Origin of the sequence: Hymenobacter sp. YIM 151858-1 (genome assembly GCF_025979705.1) — a bacterium.
Taxonomy (GTDB): Bacteria; Bacteroidota; Bacteroidia; order Cytophagales; family Hymenobacteraceae; genus Solirubrum.
In genome coordinates, this window is record NZ_CP110136.1 from 3,836,294 (window position 1) to 3,852,841 (window position 16,548).

Genomic DNA, 16,548 nt, shown 5'->3' on the forward strand with positions numbered 1-16,548 from the left:
CCGACCTTTACTCCTTATGGACGTTCGCCGCACCTTCGATATTCTGCCGCATCAGCTGAAAAACTTTCCGAAAGCTGATTGCCTCGCCGCCAAGCAAAGCGGCAACTGGCAGCCGTTCAGCACGCAACAGGTTTTCGACAACGCCGAGCTGGTGAGCTTTGGCCTGCGGAAACTCGGCATCGGGAAAGACGACAAAGTCGCCATCATCTCGATGAACCGCCCCGAGTGGCTGATGACCGACTTCGGCATTTCGCAGCTCGGCGCCGTTACGGTGCCCATGTACCCCACCATTACGGTGGAGGATTACGCCTACATTTTTGCCGATGCCGGCGTGAAGGCCGTGGTGGTATCCAACCAGGAGCTCTACGATAAGGTGAAGCAGGCTACCGCGGGGCTCGATATTTCCGACGACTGCATCTTTACCTACGACCGCGTGCCCGGTGCCCGCCACTTCGACGACCTGTTGGCCCTAGGTAAGGGCGGCGACAAGGCCGAGCTGGAGCGCATGAAAGCCGCCGTGCAGCCCGACGACCTGCTGACGCTCATTTACACCTCGGGCACCACGGGCAAGCCCAAGGGCGTAATGCTCTCGCACGACAACATCCTGAGCAACTGCCGCAACTCGCAGGCTTCGGTGCCGGTTACGAAGGACGATAAAGCCCTGAGCTTCCTGCCGCTCTGCCACATTTTCGAGCGCATGGTTACTTACCTCTACATGATCAACGGCGTGAGCATTTACTACGCCGAGAGCATGGAAACCATTGCCGACAACCTGCGCGAGGTAAAGCCCAACATCTTTACCACGGTGCCGCGCCTGCTCGAAAAAGTGTACGACAAGATCGTGGCCAAGGGCTACGAGCTGTCGGGCGTGAAGAAAAACCTGTTCTTCTGGGCCCTCAACCTAGGCCTGGAGTTCGATACGCAGGAGGACAAAGGCTTCTTCTACAACTCGCAGCTGAAGCTGGCGCGCAAGCTTATCTTCTCGAAGTGGCAGGAGGCCCTAGGTGGCAACATCCGCTGCATCGTATCGGGGGGTGGCGCGCTGCAACCGCGCTTGGCGCGGGTGTTCTGGGCCGCTGGCATTCGGGTGATGGAGGGCTACGGCCTGACGGAAACCTCGCCGGTAATTGCCGTGAACGGTTTCGAGCCCGAAAACAACAAGATTGGCTGCGTGGGCCCGCTCATCGACAACACCGAAGTACGGATTGCGCCCGACGGGGAGATTCTGACCAAGTCGCCGTCGGTGATGAAGGGCTACTACAACCGGCCCGACCTGACGGCGGAGGTGATTGACCAGGAGGGCTGGTTCCACACGGGCGACATCGGCGAGTTCGTCAACGGGCGCTTCCTCAAAATCACCGACCGCAAGAAGGAGATGTTCAAGACCTCGGGCGGCAAGTACGTGGCCCCGCAGGTCATCGAAAACAAGCTCAAGGAGTCCCCGCTCATCGAGCAGGCCATGGTCGTGGGCGACGGGCAGAAGTTCCCGGCCGTGCTGCTGGTACCCTCGTTCGACGAGCTGAAGAAGTGGTGCCAGCGCCACAGTGTAGATTGCAGCGGCTCGAACGAGGACATGATCCGCAACGAGAAAGTACGCGCCATGTACCACGAGCTGGTGGGCAAGTACAACCAAGGCTTTGCGCAGTGGGAGCAGGTGAAGAAGGAGGTGCTGCTGCCCGCCCAATGGACGGTGGAAAGCGGCGAGCTGACGCCCACTATGAAGGTGAAGCGCAAGATCATCAGCAACAACTATAAGGATATCATCGACAGCTTGTATCAGGTGGAAGCCGTGCGCTAAGCCCGCGCCCTGGCTGGCAGTACCGCGGCCCGGTTGCCCTAGGTGGCAGCCGGGCCGTGGCGCACCCAGGCACAGGCTTGCTGCCGCCGTCAGTAATATTACACACGCCAATTCCGTTTAAAATGAATCCTTTCTACAGATATCCGGCCGTTTGGCTGCTGGGTGTTGGCCTGCTTGCCGCGGGCTGCGGCAGCAAACGCCAAGACCCCACGCCCCCGGTGGCCGCTACCACTACCAGCATTGCGGGCGTGGTGCAAACCGAAGACGAGCAACTGCAGCCCCTGAGCAAGGCCGGCGTGTTGGTAACCCTGGAGGGCACTGCCATCCGGGCCACTACCGATGCCAACGGCGCCTACCTGCTGGACAACGTACCCCTAGGCCGGCACGTGCTGAACCTGAGCCGCCCTGGCCTGGGCACCATGCGCTACGAAGCCAACATTACCGACCTGGTGCCGCGCACCATGCCGCCGGTGCTGCTGAGCGAGCAAAGCTCCACGCGCGTTACCGACCTGAAGAGCGTGGGCAAAACCCCGTATTCGCTGGCCAGCGAGGTGGCCGCTTACGAGTGCACCGTGGCCTACAACGCCCAGCTGTACCCCGCGCCCAAGAAGTACGCCATCCGGCTATACGTGGGCAAAACGGCCGACGTGAGCAACACCAGCTACCTGCAAGCCACCCAATACAGCCAGTTGGCCGACGTGACTTCGCCGGCTACCCCGGGCACGGGCCGCTTCCGCCTCGCTTTCTACGACAACGAGCTGCGCCAGCTGGGCTTTGCCAAAGGCGACCGGGTGTACGTGGCCGTGTATGGATCCCCGAAGGACGTGCAGTGGGGCGGCATCGGGCGCGAGGCTACATACTTCGTGCCGTACTCGCTCGACCCGGTTACGGGCCGTATTCAGCGCGTGGAGGCCAACCTAAACCCCAATCCCGGGCGCGTCGATTTTGTGCTGCCCTAGGTGGCGCGGCAGCCACAACTCGGGGCAGGCCGGCTTCGTTACCCGAAGCGGCCTGCCCAACTTTTTTATGGCAAACTAGTATGCTTGCATAACAAAATTATTTGTACGTTTACCCAGGCTCAGGTGCTTGCCGGGCTCCGCTTACATGAAACCCGAGGAAACCGTAGACTACAATATCAAGGTGGCGTGGCACGCCATTTCGCGCATGTATAATGTGCAGGCGGCCAAACACGACATCACCACGAGCATCGGCTTCGTGCTCCTGAACATTGATCAGGAGCAGGGCACGCCGGCCACCAAGATTGCCCCGCTGCTGGGCCTCGAAACCCGCTCGCTCACACGCATTCTGCGCTCCATGGAGGAGAAGGGCCTTATCTATAAGCAGGCCGACCAGCAGGACAAACGCTCGGTGCGCATTTTCCTCACCGAAGAAGGCCTGCGCAAGAAAGAGGTGTCGCGCCAAACGGTGCGGCAGTTCAACCAGAAGATCCGCGAGAAAGTACCAACCGACCAGCTGGAGGTGTTCTTCCGCGTGGTAGGCCAGATCAACGGCCTGATCGACAGCAAAAGCATTTTCGAGGGCTTCAAGGTGAAGCCGCTCAAAACGGATAAAAAAGCTTAACCGCGGCGCCTAGGTAGCAGCGGATCGTGCTCAACCATTCACTCATTCACGCATTCCCTGAAAGAATGAATCGTACCATCAAGAAAGTAGCCGTGCTGGGCTCCGGCGTAATGGGTTCGCGCATTGCGGCTCACTTCGCCAACATTGGCGTGCAAGTGCTGCTGCTCGACATCGTGCCCCGCGAGCTGACGCCCGACGAGGAGAAGAAAGGCCTCACGCTCGACTCGCCGCTGGTGCGCAACCGCATCGTGAACAGCTCGCTGGAAGCCGCCGTGAAGGCCAACCCCTCGCCGCTGTACCGCAAGCAGGATGTGAGCCGCATCAAAACCGGCAACTTCGACGACAACCTCAAGGAAATTGCCACCTGCGACTGGACCATTGAGGTAGTAGTAGAGCGCCTCGACATCAAGAAGAGCCTGTTCGACCGCGTAGAGCAGTTCCGCAAGCCCGGCACGCTCATCACCTCGAACACCTCGGGCATTCCGATTCATTTGATGACGGAAGGCCGCTCCGACGATTTCAAGCGCCACTTCTGCGGTACGCACTTCTTCAACCCGCCGCGCTACCTGAAGCTGCTGGAAATCATCCCGACGCCCGATACGGACCAGTCGGTGGTGGATTTCCTGATGCACTACGGCGACCTGTACCTAGGCAAAACGACCGTACTGGCCAAAGACACCCCGGCGTTCATCGCCAACCGCGTGGGCGTATTCGCCATCATGGACGTGCTGCAGGTAATGCAGAAGCTCGGCCTGACGGTAGAGGAGGTGGATAAGCTGACGGGGCCGGTTATCGGCCACGCCAAGTCGGCTACCTTCCGCACTTCTGATGTGGTAGGCTTGGATACGCTCATCAACGTAGCCAACGGCCTGGCGCAAAACCTGCCCAACGACGAAGCCAAAGACGCGTTCCAGCTGCCCGACTTCCTGCGGAAAATGGGCGAGAACAAGTGGCTGGGTGACAAAACCGGTCAGGGCTTCTACAAGAAAGTACGCGGCGAAGGCGGCAAGTCGGAAATTCAGGCACTCGACCTCGCTACGCTGGAGTACAAGCCCAGCGCCAAGGTGAAGTTTGCCACGCTGGAAACCACCAAGGCTATTGATAAGCTGGCCGACCGCTTCAAGGTGCTGGCTGCGGGCAAGGACAAAGCGGGCGAGTTCTACCGCCAGTCGTTTGCCGGGCTGTTCGCCTACGTGTCGAACCGCATTCCGGAAATCACCGACGCGCTGTACAAAATCGACGACGCGCTGCGTGCCGGCTTCGGCTGGGAAATGGGGCCGTTCGAGACCTGGGATGCCCTAGGTGTGCAAGCCGGTGTGGAGCTGGTAAAGGCCAACGGTAAGCAGCTGGCCCCGTGGGTAGAGGAGATGCTGGCCGCCGGCAACACTACTTTCTATAAGGTAGACGCGGCGGGCGTAAAGCAGTACTACGATGCCGAATCGAAGAGCTACAAGGCTATTCCGGGCGTCGAGAACTTCATCATCCTCGACAACCTGCGCGCCAGCGGCAAGGTGCTGTGGAAAAACTCCGGTGCGTCGGTTATCGACCTCGGCGATGGCATCCTGAACGTGGAGTTCCACTCCAAGATGAACACTCTGGGCACTGATGTAATTCAGGGGTTACTGAAGGGCGTGGAGTTGGCCGAAAAGGACTTCCGTGGTCTGGTAGTAGGCAACGATGCGCCCAACTTCTCGGCGGGTGCCAACCTAGGGCTGGTGTACATGTACGCCCTGGAGCAGGACTACGACGAGATTAACATGATGATTGCCCAGTTTCAGCAGGCCATGATGCGAATGCGCTACAGCAGCATTCCCGTAGTGGGCGTCCCGCACGGCCTCACGCTGGGCGGCGGCTGCGAGCTGAACCTGCATGCCGACAAGGTGGTAGCCGCGGCCGAAACGTACATGGGCCTGGTGGAATTTGGCGTAGGCCTGATTCCGGCCGGCGGTGGCACCAAGGAAATGGTGCTGCGCACGGCGGCCAAGTACGAGGAAGGCGAGCCGGAGCTGAACCTACTGCGCAACACCTTCGTGACCATCTCCATGGCCAAGGTGTCCACGTCGGCCCAGGAGGCGTTCGACCTGGGCTTCATGCGCCGCGGCGACGAAGTGGTAGTGAACAGCAACCGCGCCATCATGGCGGCCAAGCAGGCCGTTATCGATCTGGCCGATGCGGGCTACACCATGCCCACGCCCAAGACCAACATCAAGGTGCACGGCAAAAACGCCCTGGGCATGTTCCTGACCGGCGTGTACGCCATGAAGGAAGGCCGCTACATCTCGGCCCACGACCAGAAAATTGCCGAGAAGCTGGCTTACGTAATGTGCGGCGGCGACCTGAGCGCCCACACCGAGGTAAGCGAGCAGTACCTGCTGGACCTGGAGCGCGAAGCCTTCCTGAGCCTGACAGGCGAGCGGAAGACGCTGGAAAGAATTCAGTCGATTCTCACGACGGGCAAGCCGCTGCGCAACTAGGGCTAAGACTAGTTCCCCTCCTCAAATGAGGAGGGGCTAGGGGTGGTTGAAGAATTAGATCTAAAAACTAGCTCTAGTTGTTCTTTAATCAGAGGTCAACCACCCCTAACCCCTCCTCATTTGAGGAGGGGAACTAGAACTAGCATTGGTCTAACCTCTACTTCTTTCAAGACACAATCAACATGGAAGCATATATCGTAGCTGGTTACCGCACGGCCGTGGGCAAAGCCCCCCGCGGTGGTTTCCGCTTCACCCGCCCCGACGACCTGGCCGCCGAGGTAATCAAGCACCTGATGGCCTCGGTGCCGGCCCTCGACCCTGCCCGCGTCGATGACGTGCTGGTGGGCAACGCCGTGCCCGAAGCCGAGCAAGGCCTGCAGATGGGCCGCCTGATTTCGCTGCTGGCCTTACCTATCAACGTTCCAGGCCTCATCGTGAACCGCTACTGCGGCTCGGGCGTGGAAACCATTGCCATGGCCGTGGGCAAAATCAAGGCCGGTATGGCCGACTGCATCATTGCGGGCGGTACCGAAAGCATGAGCCTGGTGCCCACCGTGGGCTGGAAGACCGTGCCGAACTACAACCTCGCCCAGAAGCACCCGGATTACTACCTCGGCATGGGCCTCACGGCCGAAGCCGTAGCGCAGGACTACAAAATCACGCGCGAAGAGCAGGACGAGTTCAGCTACAACTCGCACCAGAAAGCCATTCGTGCCATTAAGGAAGGCCGCTTCAAAGACCAAATTGTGCCGATTACGGTAGAGGAAACCTACCTCGACCAAGCCTCGGGCAAAAAGAAGAAGCGCACTTACGTGGTAGACACCGACGAAGGTCCCCGCGCCGATACTTCGGTAGAAGCCCTGGGCCGTCTGCGCCCAGTGTTTGCCCAGAACGGCACCGTAACGGCCGGCAACTCCTCGCAGACTTCCGACGGTGCGGCTTTCGTTATCGTAATGTCGGAGCGGATGGTGAAGGAGCTGAACCTGGAGCCGGTAGCCCGCCTGATCAACTACGCTGCCGAAGGCGTTGATCCGCGCATCATGGGCATGGGCCCGATTAAGGCGGTGCCGAAGGCGCTGAAGCAAGCTGGCATGAAGCTCGACGACATCGACCTCTTCGAGCTAAACGAGGCTTTCGCTTCGCAGTCCATCGCGGTAGTGCGTGAGTTGGGCATCAACCCCGACAAGCTGAACGTGAACGGCGGCGCCATTGCCCTAGGTCACCCGCTGGGCTGCTCAGGCGCTAAGCTCTCGATTCAGCTATTCGACGAGCTGCGCCGCACCGGCAAAAAGTACGGCATGGTAACCGCCTGCGTAGGCGGCGGCCAAGGCGTAGCCGGCATCTACGAGCTGCTGAAGTAGCAAAAAAAGAACGTTATGTCGAGCGCAGTCGAGACATCTCCCGCTTCGTTGAGCATACGATCAGGAGAGATGCTTCGGCTGCGCTCAGCATGACGTTCAAGAACAAGCGCAAAAACCCGCTGACTTTCAGAACCGAAGCCCTGATCTGCTGGTTTTGATATAGGTAACAAACAGAAAACCCGGTATTTCCGGGTTTTCTTTACCCAAAGTAGTCGGCACGCATAACATTTTTTATTACCTTTCGGTACACAGTGCAGCCGGCCCTTGCCGGCCCCAAATAGTCGGCAAGCCTAACACTTTCTACGACATCTCAACATTCCCACGGCCATGGAAGTAACCCAGCAAACCACCAAGGGCGGCGAGTTCATCATCAAGGAAACCGAAGCCCAAAACGTATTCACGCCTGCTGACTTCTCGGAGGAGCAGCGCATGATGTATCAAACCTGCCTCGACTTCGTGGTGAACGAAGTGCACCCGCTGCTCGACCGCCTCGACAACCACGAGGAAGGCCTCATGGCTGACTTGATGCGCAAGGCTGGTGAGCTGGGCCTGTTTGGTGTGAGCATCCCCGCTGAGTACGGCGGCTACGACATGGACTTCAACACCTCGCTGCTCGTAACCGAGGGCGTAGGCGGTGGCCACTCGTTCCCGGTTGCTTTCGCGGCCCACACGGGCATCGGTATGCTGCCCATCCTGTACTTCGGTACCGAGGAGCAGAAGGCCAAGTACATTCCGGACCTGACCAGCGGTGCTAAGTTTGCCGCCTACTGCCTCACCGAGCCCGGCTCGGGCTCCGACGCCCTAGGTGCCAAAACCAAGGCCGTGCTGACGGAGGATGGCAACAGCTACGTGCTGAACGGCCAGAAGATGTGGATTACCAACGCCGGCTTTGCCGACGTGTTCATCGTTTTCGCGCAGGTTGATGGCGACAAGTTCACCGGCTTCATTGTGGAGCGCGGCACGCCCGGCCTCACCTTCGGCAACGAAGAGCACAAAATGGGCATCAAAGGCTCCTCCACGCGCCAGGTATTCCTTTCTGACTGCGTAGTACCGAAGGAGAACGTACTGGGCGAAGTAGGCAAAGGCCACCTCATCGCCTTCAACATCCTGAACATCGGCCGCATCAAGCTGGCTGCTGCCTGCCTGGGTGCAGCCAAGCGCGTGGCTGGCCTGAGCGTGAAGTATGCCAACGAGCGTCAGCAGTTCAAGCTGCCGATTGCCAAGTTCGGCGCCATCCGCCAGAAGATTGCCCAGCAGGCTATCCGCATCTACGCCGTAGAGTCGGCTATCTACCGCGCGGGCATGGACATCTACCGCAAGGAGCAGGAGCTGCAGTCGCAGGGCCAGGGCCACAACGAAGCGCTGCTGGGTGCTGCCCGCGAGTTTGCCGTGGAGTGCGCCATCCTGAAGGTAGAAGGCTCGGAAGTGCTCGACTACGTGGTGGACGAAGGTGTGCAGATCTACGGTGGCTACGGCTTCTCGGCCGACTACCCCATGGACCGCGCTTACCGCGACTCGCGTATCAACCGCCTGTTTGAGGGCACTAACGAAATCAACCGCATGCTGGCCGTTGATATGATCCTGAAGAAGGGTCTGAAGGGCGAGCTGGACCTGATGAGCGCCGCTACGGCCGTGCAGCAGGAGCTGATGGCCATTCCGGACTTCGGCGGTGAGGAAGAAACCGGCCTGTTCAGCAAGGAATACAAGACCATCAAGAACCTGAAGAAGGCCATCCTGATGGTAGCCGGCACGGCCGTTCAGAAGTACATGAACTCGCTCGCCAAAGAGCAGGAAGTGCTGATGAACATCGCCGACATGGCCATTAAGGTGTACACCGCCGAAAGCACGTTGCTGCGCGTGGAGAAAGAAGTGAGCCTGAAGGGCGAAGACGCCCTGGGTCCGCAGATCGACATTGCCCGCGTGTACCTGGCCGACACCGTTGACCTGGTGAACAAGTCGGGCAAAGACGCCATTGCCTCCATGACCGAAGGCGACGAGCAGCGCCTGCTGGCCCTGGGCCTGAAGCGCTTCACCAAGGCCGAGCTGTTCAACACCAAGGACGCGCGTCGTCGCATTGCGGCGCCGCTGATCGAGGCCAACGATTACGTGTACTAAGCGACACGCAAGCATCCCTGCCGCGGGGAAACGGCAGGGCTATTTCCCGATGGGGGAAAACTGAAAAACGCCGCTCCGGCTTGGAGCGGCGTTTTTTGTTGTGGCTGTTCGGTTGCCCTAGGTGGCGTGGTCATCGTGCCCAATGGCCAGCAAGCCGGTGTTTGCTGCTGAGGCATTGAGCAATAGCAAAAAGAAGCGTTGGGCAGGGCTATCGGCCTGCGGCAAGGTGGGCGAAAGCTGCGGGTGCCGGTGCAGCAGCAATTGCAGCTTCATGTTCACGATGCCGTTGCTCCAGCGGAAGTCCTGCCAATAGTCTAAGCGTTTTTCAATGATGCGCTGCTCCTGTAGGTCGGTAAAGTCGTCGGCCGACAGTTGACCGGCCTTGGGCAACTCGGCTAACCGGGCGGGGGTGGGCCTAGGTGCGGCATCATCCAACAGGTAAAAATCGAGCATCTACTTCAGCACGATTTTGTTGAGCTGAAGGGCAGCCGATTTCTTGTTGGGGCGCGTTACCACTACCATCGTCTTGTCGTCGAGCCAGGCGGTAAAGTCCTTCACGTAGGCCAGCTGCTGGTCGTTGGCAACGTTCAGACCTAGGGCCTTCGGGGCCGTTACCGCGCCGGTAGCTGCTGTCACTTTACGGCCGAACAGATCCGACTTGTTCTGCAGCTTCTCCATCGTCACGATGCTCACATCGTTGCCGATGGTGGCGGCGCGGTAGCCGATGCCCGTGAAGCTCTCAGCGGCCGGCGCAATCTGGTGCTTGGCCACTACCTTCTGCCACGTGGGCGACTGAAACTCGTTGTAGCCGAACAGGTGCAGCTCGCGGGCGTGCACGGGGGCATTCTCGCCTTCTTCGGCTTTTTTCTCGGCAATTACCACTACGTTCTGGTCGTCGGTGCGCAGTACGTCGGAGAGGTACACGTCGTCGAGGCGCTTGGCCGCTCCGCCGGTGGCTTTGTTTACCTCGGCCAGGTACTCCGGCGTAAACTTGAACTCCGGCGCAAACTTCATGTCGGTGTTGGCGAAGTCGAATTTCACCAGCTTCAGGCTGTAGTACTCGCCCGAGTTGAAATCGGCGCAGAGGGCAGCGCCAAACAGGGTTTTGCCATCGAGCATGCGCCACTGCGTGTCGCGCACGGTCACCTTTTTGCCGCCAAACGTGCCGCCCACCGCTACCGACATCACCTTCACTTCCGTCTCGGCATCGGCGTAGCGGCGCACCGTCAGCTTCTGGTTGTTGTCGCTGATGAGGGCCACGTACTGCGTGCCGTCGTTGGCCACATACACGGTAGGGGAGAAGAACGAACCTAGGGCCGCGAAGTCGTAGCTGCGGTCTTTCAGCTTATTCAGCTGCCGATCGTAGTGCACCGCGTTCAGGGCTTTGATCTGCTCCTCGCGCGTTACGTAGCGGAACGCGACCAGCTGCGTGCCATCGGGCGAAATACTGATGCCCGGGCGCCGCTCGCGCGGGCCGCCTGCCGCCACTTTCTTGGCCGCAGCTTTCTGGCCGGTTTTTAAGTCGATGGGTTGCACGAGCAAATGCTGACCCGTTTCGTCTTTGTGGTGCACCACCACCAAGGCCTGCTGATCGTTGCGCGAAAACGCTTCCAGGCTTTCGCCGGCAGCAACCGGCACAGCTGCCGACCACACTTTTTTCAGGTCGGCATCGTAGCGCTCTACGGCGTATTCAGAGGCCGATCGGTGACTCAGGATAATAAAATCCTTACTGCCGGCAATGGGCAGCGTTTTCACGTGAACGCGCTGGTTGTAAGGGTCCTCGGTATGCTCGGGTACGTAGGCGAACGGGGTAGAGCGCACGCGTTGCGCTTCGGCAACGGGCGCGTTCAGGCACAGGCCAGCTACCAAAAAAGCGGCCGAGAGGTGAAAAAAAGAAAAGCGCACGGAATGAATTGGTTTAAAGGGGCTTGTAAGCAACGCTAAAAAAAGTTCCTACTCAAAGGTATCATTCTGCGGGCCGCTCCCGTACACGCCCCGCTGCCTAACGCTCAAAATCAGTTGTTCACGTTTTCTTAACCCGTTTTTTGTCACCTCTTGCTCATCTAATCGTTTGAGCCACCTAGGATTACCCGGAATGAAGGCTTAAATTTGCGCCGCGGTAACGCAAAGTCGGTCTGCCACACCGATCAGCGCGCATTAAATCTATTTCTAGGGTTCCGCCAGTCAAGCCAGCCGGGCTTGGCCAACGTTTAGGCCCAACTTTTGCAGAGGCCTGCTCCCTCCACCTGTCGATTGCTCACATGAAATCCTTTTTACAATTCGTTGTTCTGCTAACCCTGGTTGTTTTGGGCAAGCTCGTTAAAGAGCGCGCCAGTACTTCAGTTGCTGTTACGCCCCAACCGATCTACCAACCCGTAAACTCGCTGCACGCGTTTTTTGCCCGCCCGGTAAGTTACTCCGAAGCGCAAGGCAGCAACGCTCCGGTTCGAGCGACAACCGTCTCGATGAACTAGCACTGTAAAACGGCTCCCAGAGCCGTTTTTTTATGCCCATACCGCAGCGGGCAGTTGTTAGCTGATGCGGCTCCAGTTCACGGCCGTAGGCGGCAACGACTCAATGTGGCGGCGGATGTTCTGGTTTTCGGTTTTCGCCAGGTTGGGGTCATCGTTGAGCAGCTCCTGCGCCGCCGCCCGCGACTCCGTCAAAATCTTGCCGTCTTTGGCTAAGTCGGCCACCAGCAGATCGAGCACCCCGCTTTGCTGCGTGCCCATCAGGTCGCCCGGCCCGCGCAGCTTCAGGTCGATGTCGGCAATTTCAAAGCCATTGTTCGTGCGCACCATGGTTTCGAGGCGGGTGCGCGAATCTTTGCTGAGCTTGTAGCCCGACATCAGGATGCAATAGCTCTGATCGGCGCCCCGGCCCACGCGGCCGCGCAGCTGGTGCAACTGCGAAAGGCCAAACCGCTCGGCCGATTCAATCACCATCACCGAAGCATTGGGCACGTTCACGCCTACCTCAATCACGGTAGTGGCCACCATTATCTGGGTTTCGTTGCGCAGGAAACGCTGCATCTCGTAGTCCTTGTCGGCGGCGCTCATGCGGCCGTGCACAATGCTCACCTTGTACTCCGGAAAAGCGCGCGTAATGCTCTCGTAGCCGTCGGTCAGGTCCTTGTACTCGGCCATACTTTCGCTTTCCTCAATCAGCGGGTACACCACGTAGCACTGCCGACCTAGGCGTATTTGCTGGCGCATGAACTCAAATACCTTCAGGCGGTTCGAGTCGAAGCGGTGCACGGTTACGATGGGCTTGCGGCCGGCGGGCAGCTCGTCGATTACCGACACGTCCAGGTCGCCGTAAAGCGTCATGGCCAGCGTGCGGGGTATGGGCGTGGCCGTCATCACCAGCACGTGCGGAATTACGTGCGGGTTCTTTTGCCACAGTTTCGAACGCTGCGCCACACCGAAGCGGTGCTGCTCGTCCATAATGGTGAGCCCTAGGTTCCGGAACTGCACCACGTCTTCGAGCAGGGCGTGGGTGCCCACCAGCATGTGCAATTCGCCCGAGCGCAGCTGTTCGTGCAATACACGGCGCTCCGAGGTGCGGGTGCTGCCCGTAAGCTTGCCAATCTTGATGCCGAGCATGTCGGCAAACTTCTTCAGGCCCTCGTAGTGCTGGTCGGCCAGGATTTCGGTAGGGGCCATCATGCACGATTGGGCACCGTTGTCGGCGGCAATCAGCATCGAGATAAACGCCACAATGGTTTTGCCCGAGCCTACGTCGCCTTGCAGCAGGCGGTTCATCTGCTTGCCGGCCGTAAAATCCTTGTAAATGTCGTGGATTACCCGCTTCTGCGCCATCGTCAGATCGAAGGGCAGCACATTTTTATAGAAGTGCGTGAGCGTGGGCACTTTGTCGAAAATCTGCCCGGCCAGCTCCACCTTACGCTCGGTTTTTTGGCGCAGCAGCTTCAGCTGAATGTAAAACAGCTCCTCAAACTTTAGCCTTAAGCGGGCGGCCTGCAGCAAATCGGCGCTTTGCGGGAAGTGAATCTGCTGCATGGCCTCGGCCTTGGGCATCAGGGCGTAGCGCTGAATCAGGTCGGCCGAAAGCGTTTCGTGGAAGTGTGGTGCCGCCAGCTTCAGCACCTGCGCCATCAGCTTGCCGATGCCCTTGGTGTCGAGGTTGAAGTTGCGCAGCTTGTCGGTGCTGGAGTACACCGGCTGCAGAAACGAAGCGCCGGGCTTCACCTCCGATACTTCTTCCAGCTCGGGGTGGGCTATCTGCGGCTTGCCATTGAACAGCGTCGGCTTGCCGAAAACTATGTACTCCTGGTGGTTTTTCAGCCACTTCTCAAACCACTTCACGCCCTTAAACCACACCAGCTCCACCTCGCCGCTGGCATCCTGCGCCTTGGCCACGAGGCGCTGCTTGCGGCCCTCGCCCAGCAGCTCCTTGGTGCGCACGGTAGCCTTCACCTGTACCATGGGCAGGTCGTCGTGCAAGTCGCACACGTGGTAGAACTGCGTGCGGTCGAGGTAGCGGAAGGGGTAAAACTGCACCAAGTCGCCGTAGGTGAACAGGTTCAGCTCTTTGGCCAGCACGTCGGCCCGCCGCGTATCCATACCGCGGAGCAGGGCAATTTTGGTGTTGAAGAAGTTGCTCATGCAGTCATTCAGCTGCCAGCAGCAGGCGAGTGGCTATGGGCAGGGCCCTAGGTGGATAACAGTGGTTAGCTGATGGGAGGCCAGGCTTACTGGTACTTCAGCGTATTGACGAGGTGTACGATGTCCTCCTTCACGTAGTCGATAACCGGCGCCAGCGAGTCGTTGGCTACGGCCGTGCGGAAATACAGCGCCCCGCGGAAGAAATGCTTCGTGGAATCGGTAGTGTAGAACTGAAACTGGCTCGGCACCTCGCCGCTCAGCTCGAACACGGTTACCTGCTTTCCGTCGGGCGTTTTCAGCATGTTTTCCTCAATGGCCGACGCCTTGATCTGGTGCTTGCCCGTGAGCTTGCGCGCGTCCTCCAGCATCTTGGCGAACAGTTTGGGGTTGTTCTGGATGTCGGTGTAGGTAATCTGCACGTTGGCGTGCAGCGCGGGGTAGTTCACGTTGATCCAGTGCGGCTGAGCCAGATACGACGAATCGCGCAGGATGCGGGCGTGCTTCGAGTACTCGAACCGGTACGGGTGGCCGGCCGGCAGTTGCTGGTAAGCGTGCGGCGGCAAATCGATGCGGTTGTAGCCTTTGGGCTTGGGCGTGTAATCGGAGGCGGTGTTGCAGCCCGAAAGCAGCAAACCGGCAATCAGCAGCGCGCAGTAGGAGCGGAGCACAGGCAGCGGGAGAGAAGGTGACAAACCAAAATTACGCGAAGCAAGCCGGAGTACGCCCTAGGTGCCCGGCCGCTCGGCAGCAAGCAGCAGCCGAAGCACCTGGAGCAGCGCATTAGTTGCACGCAGCACAAACGCAAACCGCCCCAGCCAACGCATGACTGGGGCGGCTTATGCCACTAAACAACCGGCCTAAAACGGCAGTTCGTTTAGCTCCGGCTCCTGGCGGAAAGTATTGGGCTCGGCCGCCGCGTTGCTGGCTTGGCTGGCAGCCTGGTTGCCTTGCTGCTCGCCGTGGCTACGCCCGCCACCACCTAGCATCGTGATTTCGTCGGCCACGATTTCGGTTACGTAACGCGTCTGCTGGTCTTTGTCCTGGTACTGGCGGGTGCGAATTTTACCCTCCACGTACACCTGCTGACCCTTCTTGATGTATTTCTCCACCGTTTCGGCCAGGCCGCGCCACGCTACCACATTGTGCCACTCGGTGCGCTCTACGCGGTTGCCTTGCTTGTCTTTATAGAACTCGTTGGTAGCCAAGCGGAACTGCGCTACCGTGCTGCCGCCTTCGAGGTGGCGCACTTCGGGGTCGGTACCTAAGTGGCCGATCAGGATAACTTTGTTTACGCTCGACATAATCTTCTGTGTGTCTTGTTGAAAGGAACAACTAGCCGGTGCTAATTGCATTACAATATCTAAATTTTTTAGCTAAAAAGCAAACGCTTTTAGTTGCTTAAAATGCCTTTTTGACTCAGGTAATTGCTGATGATAACCGGTTTGGGCAGCTCATCCATTTGCTCGGCCAGATAAGCCTCTAACCCCGTCTGTTTCAGTACCCGGTCGGTAAGCGGAGCATCCAACCACAACTCATGAAAGCGGGCTTCTACCTTTTGATGGCTCAGCGCGTGCCGCAAAGCCGCTGCCGGTTCGCTCACCCGGTCGGTGGCTACTTGGGCACCTAGGGCCTCTAGCTCGGCGAGCAGGGCCTGGGGTGGCAAGGCGGCCTCGGGCGTTTCGGTAAGGTAAAAGTCGTAGAGGCTGTGCCAGATATCCTTGCCGGTGCGCTTGCGCAGATACACCCGCTCGCCGTGGCGCAACACTAGGTAGTGGAAGTAGCGCGTGCGGCCCGCTTTGGCTTTGCTCTTGACGGGCAGTTGCTGCACCATGCCGTGCTGAAACGCAAAGCACGGCTCGCGCACGGGGCAAAACAGGCAATCGGGGTTGGCGGGCGTGCACTGAATGGCGCCAAACTCCATAATGGCCTGGTTGTAGTCGGCCGGGTTTTCAACCGAAATCAGCTGATCGGCCAGGTACTGGAACTCCTTGCGGGCCGAGGGCTGGGCAATGTCGGTGGTCAGCCCAAACACCCGCGCCAGCACGCGGTACACGTTGCCATCGAGCACGGCCACCCGCTCGCCAAACGCAAACGACGCAATAGCGGCCGCCGTGTACGGCCCGATGCCCCGCAGCTTCACCAACTCAGCGTAGCGCGCCGGAAACTGCCCGCCGTACTCATTTACCACCTGCTGCGCGGTAATGCGCATGTTGCGGGCCCGGGAGTAATAACCCAGGCCTTGCCACAGGCGCAGCACCTCCTGCTCGGGCGCGGCGGCGAGGTCGTGCACGGTGGGGTAAGCAGCCAGAAAACGCTCGTAATAAGGCAGTCCTTGCTGCACGCGTGTTTGCTGTAAGATTATCTCCGACAGCCAGATAGCGTATGGATCCTGGGTGCGGCGCCACGGCAGGTCGCGGCGGTGGCGCGGGTACCAGTCCAATAATGCCTCGGCAAAAAACGGATGGGCTTGAGGCGGCGAAGTGTTGATCAACGTGTTGATTATTAATATATTGCCATCAATTGCCCGGATTCACGGTATTTGGCAATTGCATTTGTAAAACCAAAAAACGGGACTACCTTTGTGGCCCGAA

The 16,548-nt window shown here is 59.1% G+C and carries 13 protein-coding genes; 7 read left to right on the forward strand and 6 right to left on the reverse strand.

Annotated elements, in window-relative coordinates; genetic code table 11:
• Positions 1–16: 16 nt before the first annotated feature.
• The 6 genes from OIS50_RS17020 to OIS50_RS17045 all read left to right on the forward strand — a co-directional run bounded on the left by OIS50_RS17020 (position 17) and on the right by OIS50_RS17045 (position 9,329).
• On the forward strand, positions 17–1,798 hold the full coding sequence (locus OIS50_RS17020; RefSeq protein WP_264691832.1) for an AMP-dependent synthetase/ligase: 1,782 nt from the start codon (positions 17–19) through the stop codon (positions 1,796–1,798).
• A gap of 122 nt (positions 1,799–1,920) precedes the next feature.
• Positions 1,921–2,757 carry a carboxypeptidase-like regulatory domain-containing protein gene (locus OIS50_RS17025; protein ID WP_264691833.1) on the forward strand — a complete coding sequence of 279 codons (837 nt, stop codon included), beginning with the start codon at positions 1,921–1,923 and terminating at the stop codon, positions 2,755–2,757.
• Positions 2,758–2,902: 145 nt separating this feature from the next.
• Complete coding sequence (locus tag OIS50_RS17030; protein WP_264691835.1) at positions 2,903–3,379, forward strand: MarR family winged helix-turn-helix transcriptional regulator; 477 nt, start codon at positions 2,903–2,905, stop codon at positions 3,377–3,379.
• 65 nt (positions 3,380–3,444) lie between these two features.
• Entirely contained in the window at positions 3,445–5,853 is a 2,409-nt protein-coding gene (locus OIS50_RS17035) for a 3-hydroxyacyl-CoA dehydrogenase/enoyl-CoA hydratase family protein (protein ID WP_264691836.1), read from the forward strand.
• A 182-nt stretch (positions 5,854–6,035) separates the two neighbouring features.
• Positions 6,036–7,214 carry a thiolase family protein gene (locus OIS50_RS17040; RefSeq protein ID WP_264691837.1) on the forward strand — a complete coding sequence of 393 codons (1,179 nt, stop codon included), beginning with the start codon at positions 6,036–6,038 and terminating at the stop codon, positions 7,212–7,214.
• Positions 7,215–7,541: 327 nt separating this feature from the next.
• The gene (locus OIS50_RS17045) at positions 7,542–9,329 is read left to right on the forward strand and encodes an acyl-CoA dehydrogenase family protein (RefSeq protein ID WP_264691838.1); all 1,788 of its coding nucleotides are present in this window, start codon (positions 7,542–7,544) and stop codon (positions 9,327–9,329) included.
• Positions 9,330–9,446: 117 nt separating this feature from the next.
• Here OIS50_RS17045 and OIS50_RS17050 read toward each other — a convergent pair whose 3' ends face one another.
• Together OIS50_RS17050 and OIS50_RS17055 are read right to left on the reverse strand one after the other, a co-directional pair.
• The gene (locus OIS50_RS17050) at positions 9,447–9,782 is read right to left on the reverse strand and encodes a hypothetical protein (protein WP_264691839.1); all 336 of its coding nucleotides are present in this window, start codon (positions 9,780–9,782) and stop codon (positions 9,447–9,449) included.
• Positions 9,783–11,234, reverse strand: a complete 1,452-nt coding sequence (locus OIS50_RS17055) for a hypothetical protein (protein WP_264691840.1) — start codon at positions 11,232–11,234, stop codon at positions 9,783–9,785.
• A 356-nt stretch (positions 11,235–11,590) separates the two neighbouring features.
• Here OIS50_RS17055 and OIS50_RS17060 point away from each other — a divergent pair, with 356 nt between their 5' ends.
• Positions 11,591–11,803, forward strand: coding sequence for a hypothetical protein (locus tag OIS50_RS17060; RefSeq protein ID WP_264691841.1), 213 nt, complete (start codon positions 11,591–11,593; stop codon positions 11,801–11,803).
• A 57-nt stretch (positions 11,804–11,860) separates the two neighbouring features.
• Here the strand turns inward: OIS50_RS17060 and recG are convergent, their stop codons facing one another.
• The 4 genes from recG to mutY all read right to left on the reverse strand — a co-directional run bounded on the left by recG (position 11,861) and on the right by mutY (position 16,448).
• Positions 11,861–13,957, reverse strand: coding sequence for an ATP-dependent DNA helicase RecG (gene recG / locus OIS50_RS17065; protein ID WP_264691842.1), 2,097 nt, complete (start codon positions 13,955–13,957; stop codon positions 11,861–11,863).
• A gap of 86 nt (positions 13,958–14,043) precedes the next feature.
• The gene (gene gldD, locus OIS50_RS17070) at positions 14,044–14,625 is read right to left on the reverse strand and encodes a gliding motility lipoprotein GldD (RefSeq protein WP_264691843.1); all 582 of its coding nucleotides are present in this window, start codon (positions 14,623–14,625) and stop codon (positions 14,044–14,046) included.
• A 189-nt stretch (positions 14,626–14,814) separates the two neighbouring features.
• Positions 14,815–15,258, reverse strand: coding sequence for a single-stranded DNA-binding protein (locus tag OIS50_RS17075; RefSeq protein WP_264691844.1), 444 nt, complete (start codon positions 15,256–15,258; stop codon positions 14,815–14,817).
• A gap of 89 nt (positions 15,259–15,347) precedes the next feature.
• Positions 15,348–16,448 carry an A/G-specific adenine glycosylase gene (gene mutY, locus OIS50_RS17080; protein WP_264691845.1) on the reverse strand — a complete coding sequence of 367 codons (1,101 nt, stop codon included), beginning with the start codon at positions 16,446–16,448 and terminating at the stop codon, positions 15,348–15,350.
• Positions 16,449–16,548 lie beyond the last annotated feature (100 nt).